We start from the raw sequence: 15,153 nt of genomic DNA on the forward strand, positions 1-15,153 counted from the left end.
CTTCACGATCTCCAACCAGAAGGGCGGGGTGGGAAAGACGACGACTGTCGTCAATCTGGCCGCGGCGCTCGCCCGGTACGGATCGAAGGTGCTCGTCATCGACCTCGATCCGCAGGGCAACGCGTCGACGGCGCTCGGCGCAGAGCACCGCGAGGGCACACCCAGCGTCTACGACGTCATCGTGGGCGACAGCGAGATCGCCGACGTCGTGCAGGCGAGCCCTGAGAGTCCGAGTCTGTTCTGCGTGCCCGCGACGATCGACCTCGCGGGCGCCGAGATCGAGCTCGTGTCGATGGTCGCCCGAGAACAGCGCCTCGCCCGGGCACTGGCCGCGTATCTCGAAGGGACCGCGTTCGACTACGTCCTCATCGACTGCCCGCCGTCACTGGGATTGCTCACCATCAACGCCTTCGTCGCGGCATCCGAGGTGCTCATCCCGATCCAGTGCGAGTACTACGCGCTGGAGGGCCTGAGTCAGCTCCTCAAGAACATCCAGCTCATCGAAAAGCACCTCAACCCGCGCCTCGCCGTGTCGACGATCCTGCTCACCATGTACGACAGCCGCACCAACCTGGCGCACCAGGTCGCGGCGGAGGTGCGCGAGCACTTCCCCGAGGAAACCCTGAAGGCCACGATCCCGCGCTCGGTACGGGTCTCCGAAGCGCCGAGCTACGGGCAGAGCGTCATCGCCTACGACTACAACTCATCGGGCTCGCTCGCCTATCTCGAGGCGGCAGTCGAGATCGCACAGAGGGGAGCACCGCGCTGATGGCAAAACGCACCGGCCTCGGTCGCGGAATCGGAGCGCTCATTCCCACCGGAGACACCGGCGAGCGTGCTGTGGACGTGTTCTTCCCCTCCGCGGCGAGCGAGCACGTCGGCGTGGATCTCGTCGCCGTCCCCGGCGCGCGGCTCGCGAGTCTGAATCCGGACGACATCGTCCCCAACGCGAAGCAGCCGCGCACGGAGTTCGATCAGGAGCAGCTCGACGAGCTCATCGCGAGCATCCGGGAGGTGGGCGTGCTGCAGCCGGTGGTCGTCCGCCCGATCGCGGGCGACAGCGGCAAGTACGAGCTCATCATGGGCGAGCGTCGCCTCCGCGCCACCAAGGCGCTCGGTCTCGACGCCATCCCGGCGGTCGTCAAGGACACCAAGGACGACGCCATGCTGCGCGACGCGCTGCTGGAGAACCTGCACCGTGCCCAGCTCAACCCGCTCGAGGAGGCGTCGGCATACCAGCAGCTGCTTCAGGACTTCGGCATCACCCAGGAAGCCCTCGCCGCGCGCATCGGGCGCTCGCGCCCGCAGATCAGCAACACCCTGCGTCTGCTGCGCCTGCCCGCGACCGTGCAGGCGAAGGTGGCCGCTGGCGTGCTCAGCGCCGGCCATGCCCGGGCGATCCTCGCCGCCGGCGACGTCGAGGCCATGCTGAGGCTCGCAGACAAGATCGTCAACGAGGACCTCTCGGTGCGGCAGGCCGAAGCGCATGCGAGTCGGTCGCCGAAGCCGACCAAGACGAAGCCGGTCGCCGGGAAGATCACGGCCCACCTCGACGAGCTCGCTCAGCGCATCGGTGACCGCCTCAACACGCGGGTCCGCATCACCCTGTCGAGCCGAAAAGGCCAGATCAACATCGATTTTGCGACGATCGAAGACCTTAATCGCATCACCGATCAACTCGGCATAGACCGAAACCCATAGGCCCGGCTCGCGGCGCATAAGGAAAGAGCCAGCCGTTGCAGTGCTAGCGCTCGAGCAGGGCCACGTCGAAGTCGCGGATGGCGAGCTCCGCCAGACCCACGTAGACCGCGCCGAGGTCGAATCCGGCTGTTTCGATCGCGAGGGGAACCGACGAGGTCTCCGTGAGGCCTGGAAGCACATTGGCCTCGAGGAACCACGGGATTCCGTCGTGATCGACGATGAGGTCGATGCGCGAGAGATGTCGCAGGCCTAGCGCATTGTGGGCCGCGACCGCGATCTCGGCCGCTCGCTGAGCGACGGGCGGATCGAGGCGGGCAGGCGTGTAGAAGCGGGTTTCACCGGCGTTGTAGCGGGCCTCGAAGCTGTAGACGCCATCATTGGGCGCGATCTCGACCGCGGGCAGCGCCTGGGGGCCATCCCCCGCGTCGAGCACCGTCACGGCGATCTCGACACCGTCGACCTTGCGCTCGAGCAGCGCGACGTCGCTATAGGTGTAGGCGTTCACCATGGCACGAGGCAGATCCTCGTCGGAGTCCACGATCGTGACCCCCTGCGCTGAGCCGCCCTGAGCGGGTTTGACGACAAGAGGGGCGCCGAGATAACCGCGCAGCGTACCGAGCACGGCATTCGCCCCGAGCTCGCGGAACGTCTCGCGGGGAAGGGTCACGGATTGCGGCGTCGGAACGCCGGCGCGTGCCACCACCGTCTTGGCGACCGGCTTGAGCCAGGCGAGCCGTGCGGCGTCGGGCTGGGCGCCGACGTACGGTACTCCCGCGGCCTCGAGGAGGGCCCGCAGGGCGCCGTTCTCGCCGCTGGCGCCGTGCAGGGCCGGCCATACGACGTCGGGGCGGGTCTCCCTGAGAGCGTCGAGCAGTGAAGCGTCGGGCTCGCGGACAGTCACCGTGTGGCCATGGGCGATCAGGCCGTCCGTGACACGGCGGCCGGAGCGCAGCGACACCTCGCGCTCGTGTGAGATGCCCCCGGCGAGCACCAAGACGTTGAGAGGCTCGAATTCCGTCACGAGCAGGCCTCTTAGCGCATATCCGTCGGGGGCAGGATGCTCTGCTCCTGATGGACCGGCGTAAGCGATCCGGTGCCTTCAAACGTGTCGAGGAGGTCGAGCTCGCCGTTGACGACGGTCGCAAGCCGCTTGATGCCGATCCGGATTTGCTCGGGCGTGGGATAGCAGAACGACAGCCGGATGTTGTTGGCGCCGTTGCCGTCGGCGTAGAAGGCGGTGCCCGGGGTGTAGGCGACGAGCTCTTTGACGGCGCGCGGCAGCATCGCCTTGGAATCCAGGCGATCCGGCAGCGTCAGCCAGACGTAGAAGCCGCCGTTGGGGTTCGTCCACGACAGGCTCGGCAGATTCTCCTGGAGCGCGGAGAGCATCGCCTCCTTGCGCTCGCGGTAGACGCCGCGGAAGGTGCCGATCTGGCTCTTCCAATCGGCGTCCGAGAGGTACTGCGATACCACGAGCTGCGTGAACGAGCTCGGACTCAGCACCGCGGCCTCGTTGGCGAGGATGAGCTTCTCGCGGATCGCGTGCGGCGCGAGGGCCCAGCCGAGCCGGAATCCCGGCGCGAGGGTCTTCGAGAAGGTGCCGAGATAGACGACGCCCTCGGTCTCGATGGAGCGCATCGCCACGGGCGGGCGCTCCCCGAAGTAGAGCAGCCCGTAGGGGTTGTCTTCGAGGACGAGGATGCCGTTCTCGCGGCAGATCTCGAGGACTTCGAGGCGGCGCTCCCAACTCAGCGTCACACCGGCCGGATTGTGGAACGTCGGCACCGTGTAGAGGAGCTTGATGGTGCGGCCCGCCGAGCGCAGGCGTGAGATGTGCTCGCGCAGTGCGCCGGGGATGAGGCCGTGCTCGTCCATCGGCACCTGGTCGACCTCGGCCTGGTACGACTTGAAGATCACGAGAGCCGTGACATAGCTCGGCCCCTCGGCGATGACGACATCGCCCGGGTCGAGGAAGATCTTGGCCATGAGCTCGAGTGCGTGCTGCGAGCCCGTCGTCACGACGACGTCGTCGGCGCTGCCGCTGATGCCCTCCAGTGCCATGACATCGAGGATCTGCTCGCGCAGGAGCGGCACCCCCTGACCGGAGCCGTACTGCAGCGCGACCGGGCCCTGCTCGCGCATGACCCGGCTCATCGCCCCGACGACGAGATCTTCGGGAAGGGCGCTGACGTACGGCATCCCGCCAGCGAGCGACACCACCTCGGGGCGCGAGGCCACGGCGAAGAGCGCGCGGACCTCGCTGGCCGCCAACCCGCCCGTGCGCTGGGCGTAGTTGTAATACCAGGGGTCGAGGTTTGTCCCGTTGGTCACCTGACCAGCGTAGGACTTACGCGATGAACTCGGCGAGATCGTGCTCGAGGGCCGGCTTCGGCTTGGCGCCGATGACGGTCTTGACGACCTTGCCGCCCTGGAACACCTTGAGCGCCGGAATAGAGGTGATCTGGTATTTCGCGGCGGTCGCCATGTTCTCGTCGACGTTGAGTTTGACGATCTCAAGCTTGTCGCTATGCTCGGCGGCGATCTGGTCGAGGATCGGGGCGACGGCGCGGCAGGGGCCGCACCACTCGGCCCAGAAGTCGACGAGAACGGTCTTTTCGCTGTTGATGACATCGGTCTCGAACGAGGCGTCAGTCACGGCCTTGGAAGCAGACATCGTGTTTCTCTCCTTGTGTATGCGGATCAGTGAGTGGAGGCGAGCCCGGCGCCGGCCGTCTGGCCTTGTGCGAGGGCGGCGAGGTAATGCTCGGCGTCGAGAGCGGCGACCGTGCCTGACGCCGCGGCAGTGATGGCCTGGCGGTAGGTCGGGTCGATGACGTCGCCGGCGGCGAAGACGCCGGGGACATTGGTGCGCGACGAGCGGCCGTCGACCTTGATCGTGCCCGCATCGGTGAGCTCGACCTGGCCGTGGAAGAGGTGCACGCGCGGCTCGTTGCCGATGGCGACGAAGAGGCCGTCGACATCGAGGTGGGACCGCGAGCCGTCCACCGTGCTTCGTAGGGTGACGCCGGTGACCGAGGAATCCCCATCGATGCCGTCGACGGCGCTGTTCCAGACGAAGTCGATCTTGTCGTTGCTGAAGGCGCGATCCTGCATGATCTTGGAGGCGCGCAAGGCGTCGCCGCGGTGGATGACGGTGACCTTGTTCGCGAATCGGGTGAGGAACGTCGCCTCTTCCATCGCCGAGTCGCCGCCGCCGACGACCGCGATGTTCTTCTGGCGGAAGAAGAAGCCGTCGCAGGTGGCGCACCATGAGACGCCGTGGCCGCTGAGGCGGTCTTCGTCGGCGAGGCCCAGGCGGCGGTATGCCGAGCCGGTGGCGATGATGACGGTTGTGGCCTCGACGACCTCGCCGGAGCCGAGGGTGACGGTCTTGACGTCGCCGGTGAGATCGACGGACGTGACATCGTCGAGGACGACCTCCGTGCCGAACTTCTCGGCCTGCTGCTGCAGCTTGAGCATGAGCTCGGGGCCCATGACGCCCTCGGGGAAACCCGGGAAGTTCTCGACCTCGGTGGTGTTCATGAGTTCGCCGCCGGCCTCGACGGACGAGGCGATCACGAGAGGTTCGAGTTCGGCGCGCGCGGCGTAGATCGCGGCGGTGTACCCGGCCGGACCCGATCCGATAATGACGATCTGACGCACCGTGAACTCCTGAGGCATCGGGCCGCGGAAACGCGGCACTGAGAGCTAGAACACATCTTAGGCGGGAGCTATTCCGGCCCGGGAGGTCAACCTCGAGCGCGTCGCGCGCCGGCGGTCCGATGGCGGATGCCCACGATGAGCGAACGCAGATCCGGGGTGCCGAGCAGCCAGAGCGCGAGCGTATAGACCACCGCGACGACCGCCACCACCGGCAGAACGCCGACCAGAGCCGTCGCCGCACCCGAGAGCGCGAAGCCGGCGTGGAACGGCGCGCCGCCGAGCGGGATGAGGACCAGTATGCCGACGGCCATGGCGATGATGGCGGCGGCCACGGCACGCCAGACGGCGGCGAGGATCGAGCGTGCGCCGATGAAGCCGATGCGGCGGCGCAGCAGGAATCCGGCGAGCATCATTCCGACGAGTTGGCCGACCGAGACCGTGACCGCGATGCCGACCGCGCGGTACTGCGCGGGCAGGAGCAGGCTGAGGAGGAATCCGGCGAGCTGGATGACGGAAAAGACGACCGTGAAGCGGAACGGCGTGCGGGTGTCGCCGAGCGCGTAGAAGGCGCGCTGGGTGACGAAGAGCAGCGAGAAGCCGACCAGGCCGACGAGGTAGGCGATGATGACGTTGCCGAAGGACTGGTAGTCCGGAGTGAAGACGCGCGCGATCGGGTAGGCGCAGACGATGATGGCGGCCGACGCGAAGCCGAGCAGCAGCGAGATGGCCCGTGCGGCGCTCGCATAGTCGGAGCGGAACTCGGCGATGCGGCCCGCATGGGCGTGCTCGGCCATCCGGGTGTAGTAGGCCGTCGCGACGGAGACGGTGATGACGGAGTGCGGGAGCATGAAGATGAGCCAGGCTGTCGCAAGCGTCTGCGTCGAGGCGGACGCGCCGGAGGCGCTGTTCGCGACGTTCGTCTGTACCACGCCGACGAGCTGGGTGCACACGATCATCGCGAAGGTCCATAGCGCGGCCCGGCCGGCGGCGCCCAGGTGCACCCCGCGCCAGCCGAAGTCGAGACGGAAGCGCAGGCCGACCCGCCGCCAGAAGAAGAACAGCACGATCGCCTGCGCGGCGATGCCGAGAGTCGCGCCGCCGGCGAGGAGGACGATCTTCCCCGTCGGCCAGCCGGCGAGGGTGAACTGGCCGCCGGGATGAGCGCCGAACTCCGCGATGAACCAGCCGAGCATCGCGATGCCGACGATGTTGTTGAGGACAGGCGCCCAGGTGAACGGGCCGAACGACTTGCGCGCGTTGAGCACCTCGCCGAGCAGCGTGTAGAGGCCGAGGAAGAAGATCTGCGGCATCGACCAGTAGGCGAAGGCGATGCCGAGGGTGAGCTGCTCGCCGCGCAGGCCGAATGCCTCCATGAGCGGCGGCGTGAGCAGGGTGGCGATGAGCGCGAGCGCGAGGAAGGCCGTGATGCCGAGGGTGACGAGCTTGTTGATGTAGGCGCGGCCGCCGTCGGCGTCAGCCACTGCCGCGCGCACGATCTGTGGGACGAGCACGGCGTTGAGCAGCCCAGCCGAGACGAGCGCATAGATACTGTTCGGCACCACCGTCGAGGTCGCGTAGGCGTCGGCCCCGAAGCCGATCGTGCCGATCGCCTGGACGAGCAGCCATGACTTCGCGAACCCGAGGATGCGCGAGACGACGGTACCCGAGGCGAGCAGAGTCGCGGAGCGGCCGATGCTAGCCATCCGCTCTCCGTTCGCGTCTGCGGCGCAGAATAGCCCGCACCACTCCGAAGATGAAGAAGCCCGCGATGGCCGCGCCGGTGATGGCGGCGCCGATGCCCTCCCAGTCGGCATGCACATTCAGGGCCGCGACCACGGGCGCGCCTATGGGCACTCCTGACTTGCTGAAGAGCTGCATGGTGAGGTGGACGGTGCCGTTGCTCAGCTGAGATTTCACAGGAATGAGAACATTAGCGCTGGTGGTCGCGTCGATGGTCTGGTCGGCGCTCGGATCGATCTCGATGCGCGGCGAGTCCGGCGAGACGCGCAGCACGACGTCGATCGGATAGTCGAGCCCGTTTGTCACTGCGAAAGGGATCTGGGCTTGGGCACTGAGTTGGGTGATCGGCGACGGCTTGGCGATCTTCACCGCGTCGAGGGTGGTGGTGATGGCCTGGGCGCGTGCGGCGACTGCGGCTTGCCACGCGTCCGTCTGGTCCAGCCACTCGGTGCCGAGCAGGGCGAGGTCGGCGTTGCGCGCCGGCGCGGTGAGGAGCTTCGGATCCGCGAGAACACTCGCGAAGGAGGTCAGATCGGAGACCGGCCCGTTCGCGATGGCGCCCTCGGCGCGGAGCAACGCACGGATCGGCGCGATGCGCGCGGCATCCTCCTGGCCGGCCCTGAAGGACAGACCGTCGGTGTGGGCGGTGGCGAGTGCGGCCGGAAGCGACGACGCGAACGAATAGGGCGAGCGCTGAGCGAGCGTGACGGCAGCCGCGAGCGCGTCCGGATCAGACAGGACCCGGCGCGAGAGTGCGACGACGACGACCGTGCCGTTGCGCGCACGCTCGGCCTCGGAGTGAAGCTCCGCGCCGAGCGCGATGCTGTCGGCGGCCGCGATCGCGGCGGAGAGTCCGGAGTCGATCACGAGCGCCGTTCCGGCGGGCGAGGTGATCGCGGCGTTCGGCGTCACGGCGAGCGCGTCCGCGGTGGAGTTCGCACTGTCGAGCAGCACGGTGGCGGCGGCGCTGCGGGCGAATACTGCGAAGTCCCGCGTCGCCACGGTACCCGGCGCCGGCCACACGATGCCGCCGAGCGAATGGGGCCACGCCGTTGCCGCGGCCGACGTGATCGGCTTCACGCTCGGCGCCGCGGCAGCGTAATCGAAGCCGATCGGGTTCAGCAGCCTGCCCAGCCCGGCCTGCGCCTCGGCCGACGGGTCGGCATCGCCGTACTGCAGTGCGAACGAGGGGTTGCTCAATGCGCCAAGCGCGCTCAGCCACTGCGCCGCGGTCGCCGGAGCCGCGTCCCCGAGCACGCGGATCGAGGCGAGCACCATCGGGTCTATCGCGAGGGTGACGGCGGGATTGCGCTGCGCGACCGTCAACCGCGCTGTGAGATCGCCGCCTGGCGCGGTCAGCGCAGCAAGGACGCCGGACGGGATGAGCCCCGCTGCCTGTCCCGCGGCGACGATCGGCAGCACCGCGGCGACCCCGATCCTGGGACCGGAATAGGTCGGCTGCGGTGTCGGCGAGACCGGGCTCGCAGCCGCATGCGCGGGGGCGACGGCGAACAGCGCGGCTGCGCTCACGAGTGCCGCGGCGAGCGACATTGCGACCTTGCCGGGCATGCGGTCACTCTAGCGGCGGCACCCTGGCCGACCCCGGGCGGCGCCCCCGGCCGCACCCGGCGCCGCACCTAGAATCGAGGCCTATGCAGAGCGTCGCCGAATCGCTTGCGCGGCTGCGCGCCATCGCGGAATCCCCCGTGGTCGCGAGGCTTGCGACGGCCTTCGCGAACGCCGGCCACGAGCTCTCGCTCGTCGGCGGCCCGGTGCGTGATGCGCTGCTCGACCGACCGGTGCACGACCTCGACTTCACGACGGACGCCCGGCCCGACGACATCCTGCGCCTTGTCGCGCCGGTGAGCGACGCGCACTGGGACATCGGGCGCGACTTCGGCACGATCGGCTGCCGTTTCGGAGACGCGACGGTGGAGATCACGACCTACCGCGCGGACAGCTACGACGGCGAGACGCGCAAGCCGTCAGTGGAGTTCGGCGACAGCCTCGACGGCGACCTGCTGCGGCGCGACTTCACGATCAACGCCCTGGCGCTCCGGGTCCCCCAGATCGTGCTCGTCGACCCCGCAGGCGGGGTCGACGATCTCATCGCCGGCGTGCTGCGCACCCCGATCGCCGCAGCTATCTCATTCGGCGACGATCCGCTGCGGATGATGCGCGCGGCGCGCTTCGCCGCGCAACTCGGCTTCGCCGTCGATGGCGAAGCGCGGCGCGCGATCGCAGCGCAGCGCGAGACGCTCGGCATCGTGAGCGCCGAGCGCATCCGCGACGAGTTCGTCAAGCTGCTCTCCGCAGCTGCCCCGCGGCCCGGGCTGGAGGTCCTCGTCAGCACCGGTCTCGCCGAGGAATTCCTGCCAGAGCTTCCTGCCCTCAAGCTCGAAATCGACGCCGAGCACCGCCACAAGGACGTCTATGAGCATTCCCTCACCGTGCTCGACCAGGCGATCGGATATGAGCATTCGCGCCATCCGGGCAGCGCGCCCGACGTCGTGCTGCGCCTCGCGGCGCTCCTCCACGACATCGGCAAGCCGGCCACGCGGAGCCTTGAGCCCGGCGGTGCGGTGAGCTTCTACAACCACGACCTCGTCGGCGCCCGGCTCGCGCGGCGCAGACTCAAGGCGCTGCGCTTCGACAATGACACCATCGAGTCGGTGGGATCGCTCATCGAGCTGCACCTGCGCTTCTTCGGCTACGCCGACACGGAGTGGACCGACGCGGCCGTGCGCCGCTATGTGCGCGACGCCGGCGACGAGCTGGAGCGCCTGCACATCCTCACCCGCTCCGACGTGACGACGCGCAACAAGCGCAAGGCGGACCTGCTCGGCTTCGCCTACGACGACCTCGAGACGCGTATCGCGGAACTCAAAGAGCAGGAGGAGCTCGACGCGATCCGCCCCGATCTTGACGGCGTGCAGGTCATGGCGCTGCTCGGTCTCGCACCGGGCCCCGAGGTCGGCAAGGCGATGAGGTTCCTCATGGAACTGCGGCTCGACGCGGGGCCGCTCGGGGAGCAGGAGGCTGCGAGGCGGCTTCGCGAGTGGTGGGCTAACCCGCTATGAACGCCTCGAGCATCGCCCGCGCCTCGTCGTCCGGGTGCTGCTCGGGCGGCGATTTCATGAAGTAGGCGCTGGCGGCGACGAGCGGCCCGCCGAGACCCCGGTCGAGGGCGAGCTTGGCCGCGCGCACGGCGTCGATGACGACGCCGGCGGAGTTCGGGGAATCCCACACCTCGAGCTTGTATTCCAGGCTCAGCGGTGCTCCGCCGAAGCCGCGCCCCTCGAGCCGGACGAAGGCGAACTTGCGGTCCTCGAGCCACGCCACGTGGTCGCTCGGGCCGATGTGCACGTCGCGCTCGGGCAGCGAGGCGGCGATGTTGCTCGTCACCGCGCGCGTCTTCGAGATCCTCTTCGACTCCAGCCGGGAGCGCTCCAGCATGTTCTTGAAGTCCATGTTGCCGCCGACGTTGAGCTGGTAGGTGCGATCGAGGGCGACACCGCGGCTCTCGAGCAAGTGGGCGAGGACCCGGTGCGTGATGGTCGCGCCGAACTGGCTTTTCACGTCGTCTCCGACGATCGGGACGCCAGCAGCCGCGAACTTCGCCGCCCACTCGGGGTCGCTGGCGATGAAGACGGGGATGGCGTTGACGAACGCGACCCCGGCGTCGAGAGCCGCCTGGGCGTAACATTTCGCCGCCTGCTCGCTGCCCACCGGCAGGTAGCACACGAGCACGTCGGCGCCGGATTCGCGCAGAGCGCGGGCCACATCGACGGGGGCGGCGGCGGATTCCTCGATCGCCTCGCGATAGTACGCGCCGAGTCCGTCGAGCGTCGGGCCCCGCAGCACCGCGACACCGGCGGGCGGCACCTCCGCGAAGCGGAACGTGTCGTTCTCGCTCGCCCAGATCGCGTCGGCGAGGTCGAGGCCGACCTTTGCCGCATCGACGTCGAACGCGGCGACGAAGCGGATGTCGCCGACGTGGTAGCCGCCGAGCCGCACGTGCATAAGGCCCGGCACGACCTCGTCGTCCGGTGCGTTCGCGTAGGCCGTCACGCCCTGGACGAGCGCGTTCGCGCAGTTGCCGACCCCGGCGATGGCGACGTTCAACTGCACGCTCTCACCCTACAAATCTCAGATGCTCGGTCGCCGAGATCGTGCGGTGCTGCCCGCCGGAGAGCGTGTACCCGGTCTCGTCGAGCGTCAGCTGCGATTCGTGGGCGGCCAGCGCACGGCGCTTGGCGGCGAGATCGATCGGCACCGCGACGGCCCCGGGAGCATCCGCCTCGACGATCTCGGCGAACCGGATGCCGCGTGCCGCGGCCGCGCCGCGTGCGATGAGGGTGGCGCGCACATGGTCCGGGTGTCCGTACCCGCCCGCCAGGTCGTAGCCCACCACGAGGTCGGGCTGAAATTCGGCGAACTCGCGTCCGAGCAGCCCCACGAGAAGCGCGGGCGGGGCGAGCGCGAGGGCGTTCGCCGGGGCGTCATCCGCCGCAGTCGCTCGCCCGTCGGCCCCCCAGCGCATCCCGGAATCGGAGAATGCCAGGCCCGCGGACTCCCCGAGAAACCGCGGCATCCCCGCGCCGAGCGCCGCGAGCGCCCGCGCGAGCTCTGCCTCGCGTAATCCGGCGAGCAGCGGGGTGCCCTGGTACGCCTTGAGGGGACCGGCCACGACCTCGCCAGCCTCGCCGCGGCTGCAGGTCACGACGAGCACGTCGGCGCCTCGCGCACGCAGCGCCGCGATGGTGCCGCCCGTCGCCAGCGATTCGTCGTCCGGGTGCGCGTGCACGAAGAGCACGCGGTGGAACCCGGCGAGGGGGTCGGTCACACCTCTCGCGGGTCGCGGCCGGTGCGGCCGGCAGCACCCTTGTCGATCTCAGCGATCGACGCCAGCTCGGCGGCGCTGAGCTCGAAGCCGAAGACGTCGAAGTTCTCGGCCATCCGCTCGCGGTGATTCGACTTGGGGATGACGATGTTGCCGAGCTGGAGGTGCCAGCGCACGATCGCCTGCGCGACCGTCACCCCGTGCGCCTGGGCGATCGCCGCGATGCGGGGATCGCTCGAGAGGCCGAGGCCATGGCCGAGCGGGCCCCATGCCTCGGTGAGGATGCCGTGCGCCGCGTGGTAGGCGCGCAGCTCCCTCTGCTGGAACTCGACGTGCAGCTCGATCTGGTTCACCGCCGGCACGAGGTCGGTGAACTCCGCAAGACGGTCGAGGTGCTCCGGGAGGAAGTTCGAGACACCCGCGGAGCGGATGAGGCCCTCTTCGCGAGCCGCGATGAGAGATTCCCATGCGGTGAGGTACTTGTCCTGCTTGGGGACCGGCCAGTGGATGAGGTAGAGATCGACGTAGTCGAGACCAAGTGCGTCGAGGCTCTCCTGCAGCGCGGCGGCTACGTCCTCATGGCGGTCGTTGCCCAGCTTCGTCGTGATGAAGAGCTCGTCGCGCGGGATCCCGGAGGCCTTGAGCGCCGCTCCGACACCGCCCTCGTTGTAATAGAGGGCCGCGGTGTCGATGTGGCGATAGCCGACCTCGAGCGCGTCGGCGACAACGCTCTCGGTCTGCTCCGGGTCGACCCGGAACACCCCGAAGCCGAGCTGGGGGATGGTGAGCCCGTCGTTCATCGTGAGTGCAGGGACCGTTGTCATACCACCAACCTATAGATCGATTCGAGACGGGCGGCCGTGAGTTTCCAGTCGAAGGATTCCGCGTGCACCGCGGCGTGCTCCGCCAGGCGTGTGCGCCCGGCGTCGTCGTCGAGAAGGGCGCCGATGGCGGCCGCCCAGACGCGCTCGTCGCGGCCGGGCACGAGGATTCCGGTGACGCCGTCGACGACGGAGTCCGCGAGGCCCGACGTGCGCGAGGCCACGACAGGCACCCCGCACGCCGCAGCTTCGAGCGCGACGAGGCCGAAGGTCTCCGAGGTGCTCGGAAGGAGGCAGAGGGCGCTCGACCGCAGCAGCGCGGCGACCTTGTCGCGCGCCAGTGCGCCGGCGAAATCGATCCGGCCGCCCAGGCCCCGCGCCGCCACGAGGTCGCGCAGGGACGCGAGATAGGCCGCGCCGGATCGCCCCGACGCCGCGCCCGCGACGGTGAGGTTGACCCCCGCCGGCAGCTCGGACAGCGCGCGAATGGCGAGGTCCTGGCCTTTGAGGGGCTGGATGCGGCCGATGACCGCCAACTGGGCCCGCTGGTCCCCACCGTCGGCTCTGTCAGCGGTCGATCGGCGGGCGGGGGCGGGGAAGAACACCGCGTGATCTACCCCCGGTGCGACGACGTGGACCTTCGCGGCATCCGCCCCATATGCCTCGACGAGCGCGCGGGCCTCGAACGGCCCCGAGGCGATGACGGCGTCGGCTGCGGCGACGAGTGCCTGCTCGGCTGCGAGCCGCTCGGCGCCCTCAGGCCGTTCCCCCGCGGGAAGGAGGGCGTTCTTCACTGCGGCGACGGTGTGGAGGCTCACGACGAATGCCGCCTCGACCTGTCGCGCGACCGGCAGCGCCGCGACTGCCGACGTCCAATAGTGTGCGTGGATCACGTCGACGGGGCCCAGTCGCGTGAGCGCCGACTCGGCCGTCACGATCTCGACGGAGTGGCCGAGCGCCCGCAACCGCGTCGCGGTCTCGGCCACGACGACGTTGAGACCGCCGGCGTCGCCCGACCCCGGGGCCAGGTGCGGCGAGGTGTGAGTGGAGACGAGAGCGATGCGCACCTCCCAAGAGTGCCAAGATTGGCGCGAAATCGAGGCATCGGGTACCGTTAACAGGTTGCTCACGCCCCCTCAGGGGCGTCAGCACTATGCACATACCCTCCTGCTGCGGAAATTCCGTAGCCGTTCTAGTCCAGAGGAGGTGGGTTAGTCATGCATCAGTACGAGTTGATGGTCATCCTCGATCCCGAGATCGACGAGCGCACCGTTGCTCCGAGCCTTGACAAGTTCCTCAACGTCATCCGCAACGATGGCGGCTCGATCGACAAGGTCGACATCTGGGGGCGCCGTCGCATGGCTTATGAGATCCAGAAGAAGGTCGAGGGCATCTACGCCGTCGTCGACTTCACCGCCAACGCCGCCGCGACCGCTGAGCTCGACCGCCAGTTGAAGCTGTCGGAGGCCGTGCTGCGCACCAAGGTCCTCCGTGCCGAGGAGGCCATCGCCCAGGTCGCTCACGCCGCGAAGCTTGCCGAGGCCAAGGCCGCGCGCAAGCCTGCAGCCGAAAAGGCAAGCGTCTAAGGCCATGGCCGGCGAGACCATCATCACCGTGGTCGGCAACCTGACCGCCGATCCCGAGCTGCGCTACACGCAGAACGGGCTGGCTGTCGCCAACTTCACCATCGCCTCCACCCCGCGCAGCTTCGATCGTGCGGCGAACGATTGGAAGGACGGCGAGGCGCTGTTCCTGCGAGCGAGCGTTTGGCGGGAATTCGCCGAGCATGTCGCAGGATCGCTGACCAAGGGTTCCCGGGTCATCGCTACCGGGCGCCTCAAGCAGCGCACCTATGAGACCAAGGAAGGCGAGCGCCGCACCTCGATCGAGCTTGAGATCGACGAGATCGGGCCGTCGCTGCGCTATGCCACCGCCGCCGTCACCCGTGCGCAGTCGTCGGGCGGCCCCCGCGGCTCCTCTTTCGGCGGTGCTGACGAGCCCTGGGCCGCGGCCGCGCCGACCGAGCCGACCGCGTCCAACCCGTGGGGCACCCCCGGCGCCTACGGCGACGACACGCCCTTCTGAACCGAATTCAACTGTCAAAGGAATAAACCATGGCTGGAAAGTCGAGCGGCGACCGCCGCAAGCCGATCCGCAAGGGCAAGGACGGCAAGAACGCCGCCCCGGCGAAGTCCATCACCGTCGGCGTGATCGACTACAAGGACGTCGCCACCCTGCGCAAGTTCATCTCGGAGCGCGGCAAGATCCGCGCCCGTCGCATCACCGGTGTCTCCGTGCAGGAGCAGCGCCTCATCGCCCGCGCCGTCAAGAACGCGCGCGAGATGGCTCTGCTGCCGTACGCGGGCTCGGGCCGCTAGGAGGTCA

Annotated in this window: 16 protein-coding genes; 6 read left to right on the forward strand and 10 right to left on the reverse strand. The window is 68.9% G+C overall.

The annotated features are described in order from the left end of the window. The coding region (locus M7D61_RS07540; protein ID WP_298229114.1) for a ParA family protein at positions 1-769 on the forward strand (769 nt) is incomplete at its 5' end. After that, on the forward strand, positions 766-1,701 hold the full coding sequence (locus tag M7D61_RS07545; RefSeq protein ID WP_298229258.1) for a ParB/RepB/Spo0J family partition protein: 936 nt from the start codon (positions 766-768) through the stop codon (positions 1,699-1,701). The genes M7D61_RS07540 and M7D61_RS07545, both read left to right, overlap by 4 nt. A gap of 43 nt (positions 1,702-1,744) precedes the next feature. On the opposite strand, the gene M7D61_RS07550 is transcribed toward M7D61_RS07545, so the two are convergent. The 6 genes from M7D61_RS07550 to M7D61_RS07575 all read right to left on the reverse strand — a co-directional run bounded on the left by M7D61_RS07550 (position 1,745) and on the right by M7D61_RS07575 (position 8,673). Further along, complete coding sequence (locus M7D61_RS07550) at positions 1,745-2,722, reverse strand: D-alanine--D-alanine ligase (RefSeq protein ID WP_298229116.1); 978 nt, start codon at positions 2,720-2,722, stop codon at positions 1,745-1,747. An 11-nt stretch (positions 2,723-2,733) separates the two neighbouring features. After that, positions 2,734-4,032: a PLP-dependent aminotransferase family protein gene (locus tag M7D61_RS07555; protein ID WP_298229117.1), complete on the reverse strand. Its 1,299-nt coding sequence runs from the start codon at positions 4,030-4,032 to the stop codon at positions 2,734-2,736. A gap of 16 nt (positions 4,033-4,048) precedes the next feature. Further along, complete coding sequence (trxA, locus tag M7D61_RS07560; protein ID WP_298229119.1) at positions 4,049-4,375, reverse strand: thioredoxin; 327 nt, start codon at positions 4,373-4,375, stop codon at positions 4,049-4,051. A 26-nt stretch (positions 4,376-4,401) separates the two neighbouring features. After that, positions 4,402-5,364, reverse strand: a complete 963-nt coding sequence (trxB, locus tag M7D61_RS07565; protein ID WP_298229120.1) for a thioredoxin-disulfide reductase — start codon at positions 5,362-5,364, stop codon at positions 4,402-4,404. A gap of 86 nt (positions 5,365-5,450) precedes the next feature. Then, positions 5,451-7,067, reverse strand: coding sequence for a lipid II flippase MurJ (locus M7D61_RS07570; RefSeq protein ID WP_298229122.1), 1,617 nt, complete (start codon positions 7,065-7,067; stop codon positions 5,451-5,453). After that, entirely contained in the window at positions 7,060-8,673 is a 1,614-nt protein-coding gene (locus M7D61_RS07575) for a DUF6049 family protein (protein WP_298229125.1), read from the reverse strand. Before M7D61_RS07575 ends, M7D61_RS07570 begins: the two co-directional genes overlap by 8 nt. Before the next feature lie 83 nt (positions 8,674-8,756). Here M7D61_RS07575 and M7D61_RS07580 point away from each other — a divergent pair, with 83 nt between their 5' ends. Next, entirely contained in the window at positions 8,757-10,184 is a 1,428-nt protein-coding gene (locus M7D61_RS07580; RefSeq protein WP_298229127.1) for a CCA tRNA nucleotidyltransferase, read from the forward strand. Here M7D61_RS07580 and M7D61_RS07585 read toward each other — a convergent pair. Genes M7D61_RS07585 through M7D61_RS07600 form a run of 4 tightly spaced genes read right to left on the reverse strand, consistent with a single transcriptional unit; the run spans position 10,171 to position 13,835 of the window. Next, entirely contained in the window at positions 10,171-11,235 is a 1,065-nt protein-coding gene (locus M7D61_RS07585) for an inositol-3-phosphate synthase (RefSeq protein WP_298229129.1), read from the reverse strand. The two genes, M7D61_RS07580 and M7D61_RS07585, sit on opposite strands and share 14 nt — an antisense overlap. 4 nt (positions 11,236-11,239) lie before the next feature. After that, positions 11,240-11,950: a PIG-L family deacetylase gene (locus M7D61_RS07590; protein ID WP_298229131.1), complete on the reverse strand. Its 711-nt coding sequence runs from the start codon at positions 11,948-11,950 to the stop codon at positions 11,240-11,242. Then, positions 11,947-12,771 carry an aldo/keto reductase gene (locus tag M7D61_RS07595; protein WP_298229133.1) on the reverse strand — a complete coding sequence of 275 codons (825 nt, stop codon included), beginning with the start codon at positions 12,769-12,771 and terminating at the stop codon, positions 11,947-11,949. The genes M7D61_RS07590 and M7D61_RS07595 overlap by 4 nt, the downstream gene beginning before the upstream one ends. Further along, positions 12,768-13,835, reverse strand: coding sequence for a glycosyltransferase (locus tag M7D61_RS07600; RefSeq protein ID WP_298229135.1), 1,068 nt, complete (start codon positions 13,833-13,835; stop codon positions 12,768-12,770). Before M7D61_RS07600 ends, M7D61_RS07595 begins: the two co-directional genes overlap by 4 nt. Positions 13,836-13,985: 150 nt before the next feature. Between M7D61_RS07600 and rpsF the strand changes: the two genes are divergently transcribed. From rpsF to rpsR, 3 genes are read left to right on the forward strand one after another with little or no spacing between them, the layout of a single operon-like run. Then, positions 13,986-14,354 carry a 30S ribosomal protein S6 gene (rpsF, locus tag M7D61_RS07605; RefSeq protein ID WP_298229137.1) on the forward strand — a complete coding sequence of 123 codons (369 nt, stop codon included), beginning with the start codon at positions 13,986-13,988 and terminating at the stop codon, positions 14,352-14,354. A 4-nt stretch (positions 14,355-14,358) separates the two neighbouring features. Continuing rightward, positions 14,359-14,853: a single-stranded DNA-binding protein gene (locus M7D61_RS07610; protein ID WP_298229139.1), complete on the forward strand. Its 495-nt coding sequence runs from the start codon at positions 14,359-14,361 to the stop codon at positions 14,851-14,853. A 29-nt stretch (positions 14,854-14,882) separates the two neighbouring features. Further along, positions 14,883-15,146 carry a 30S ribosomal protein S18 gene (gene rpsR, locus M7D61_RS07615; protein ID WP_298229141.1) on the forward strand — a complete coding sequence of 88 codons (264 nt, stop codon included), beginning with the start codon at positions 14,883-14,885 and terminating at the stop codon, positions 15,144-15,146. Positions 15,147-15,153 lie beyond the last annotated feature (7 nt).

Source organism: Gryllotalpicola sp. (assembly GCF_027352875.1).
Classification (GTDB): Bacteria; Actinomycetota; Actinomycetes; order Actinomycetales; family Microbacteriaceae; genus Gryllotalpicola.

Excerpts from the sequence above, each read along its gene's own strand:
- rpsF (WP_298229137.1), top strand. The coding sequence starts at position 13,986 with ATGCATCAGTACGAGTTGATGGTCATCCTCGATCCCGAGATCGACGAG.
- M7D61_RS07570 (WP_298229122.1), bottom strand. The coding sequence starts at position 7,067 with ATGGCTAGCATCGGCCGCTCCGCGACTCTGCTCGCCTCGGGTACCGTC.
- M7D61_RS07610 (WP_298229139.1), top strand. The coding sequence starts at position 14,359 with ATGGCCGGCGAGACCATCATCACCGTGGTCGGCAACCTGACCGCCGAT.
- rpsR (WP_298229141.1), top strand. The coding sequence starts at position 14,883 with ATGGCTGGAAAGTCGAGCGGCGACCGCCGCAAGCCGATCCGCAAGGGC.
- M7D61_RS07580 (WP_298229127.1), top strand. The coding sequence starts at position 8,757 with ATGCAGAGCGTCGCCGAATCGCTTGCGCGGCTGCGCGCCATCGCGGAA.
- trxA (WP_298229119.1), bottom strand. The coding sequence starts at position 4,375 with ATGTCTGCTTCCAAGGCCGTGACTGACGCCTCGTTCGAGACCGATGTC.
- M7D61_RS07575 (WP_298229125.1), bottom strand. The coding sequence starts at position 8,673 with ATGCCCGGCAAGGTCGCAATGTCGCTCGCCGCGGCACTCGTGAGCGCA.
- M7D61_RS07595 (WP_298229133.1), bottom strand. The coding sequence starts at position 12,771 with ATGACAACGGTCCCTGCACTCACGATGAACGACGGGCTCACCATCCCC.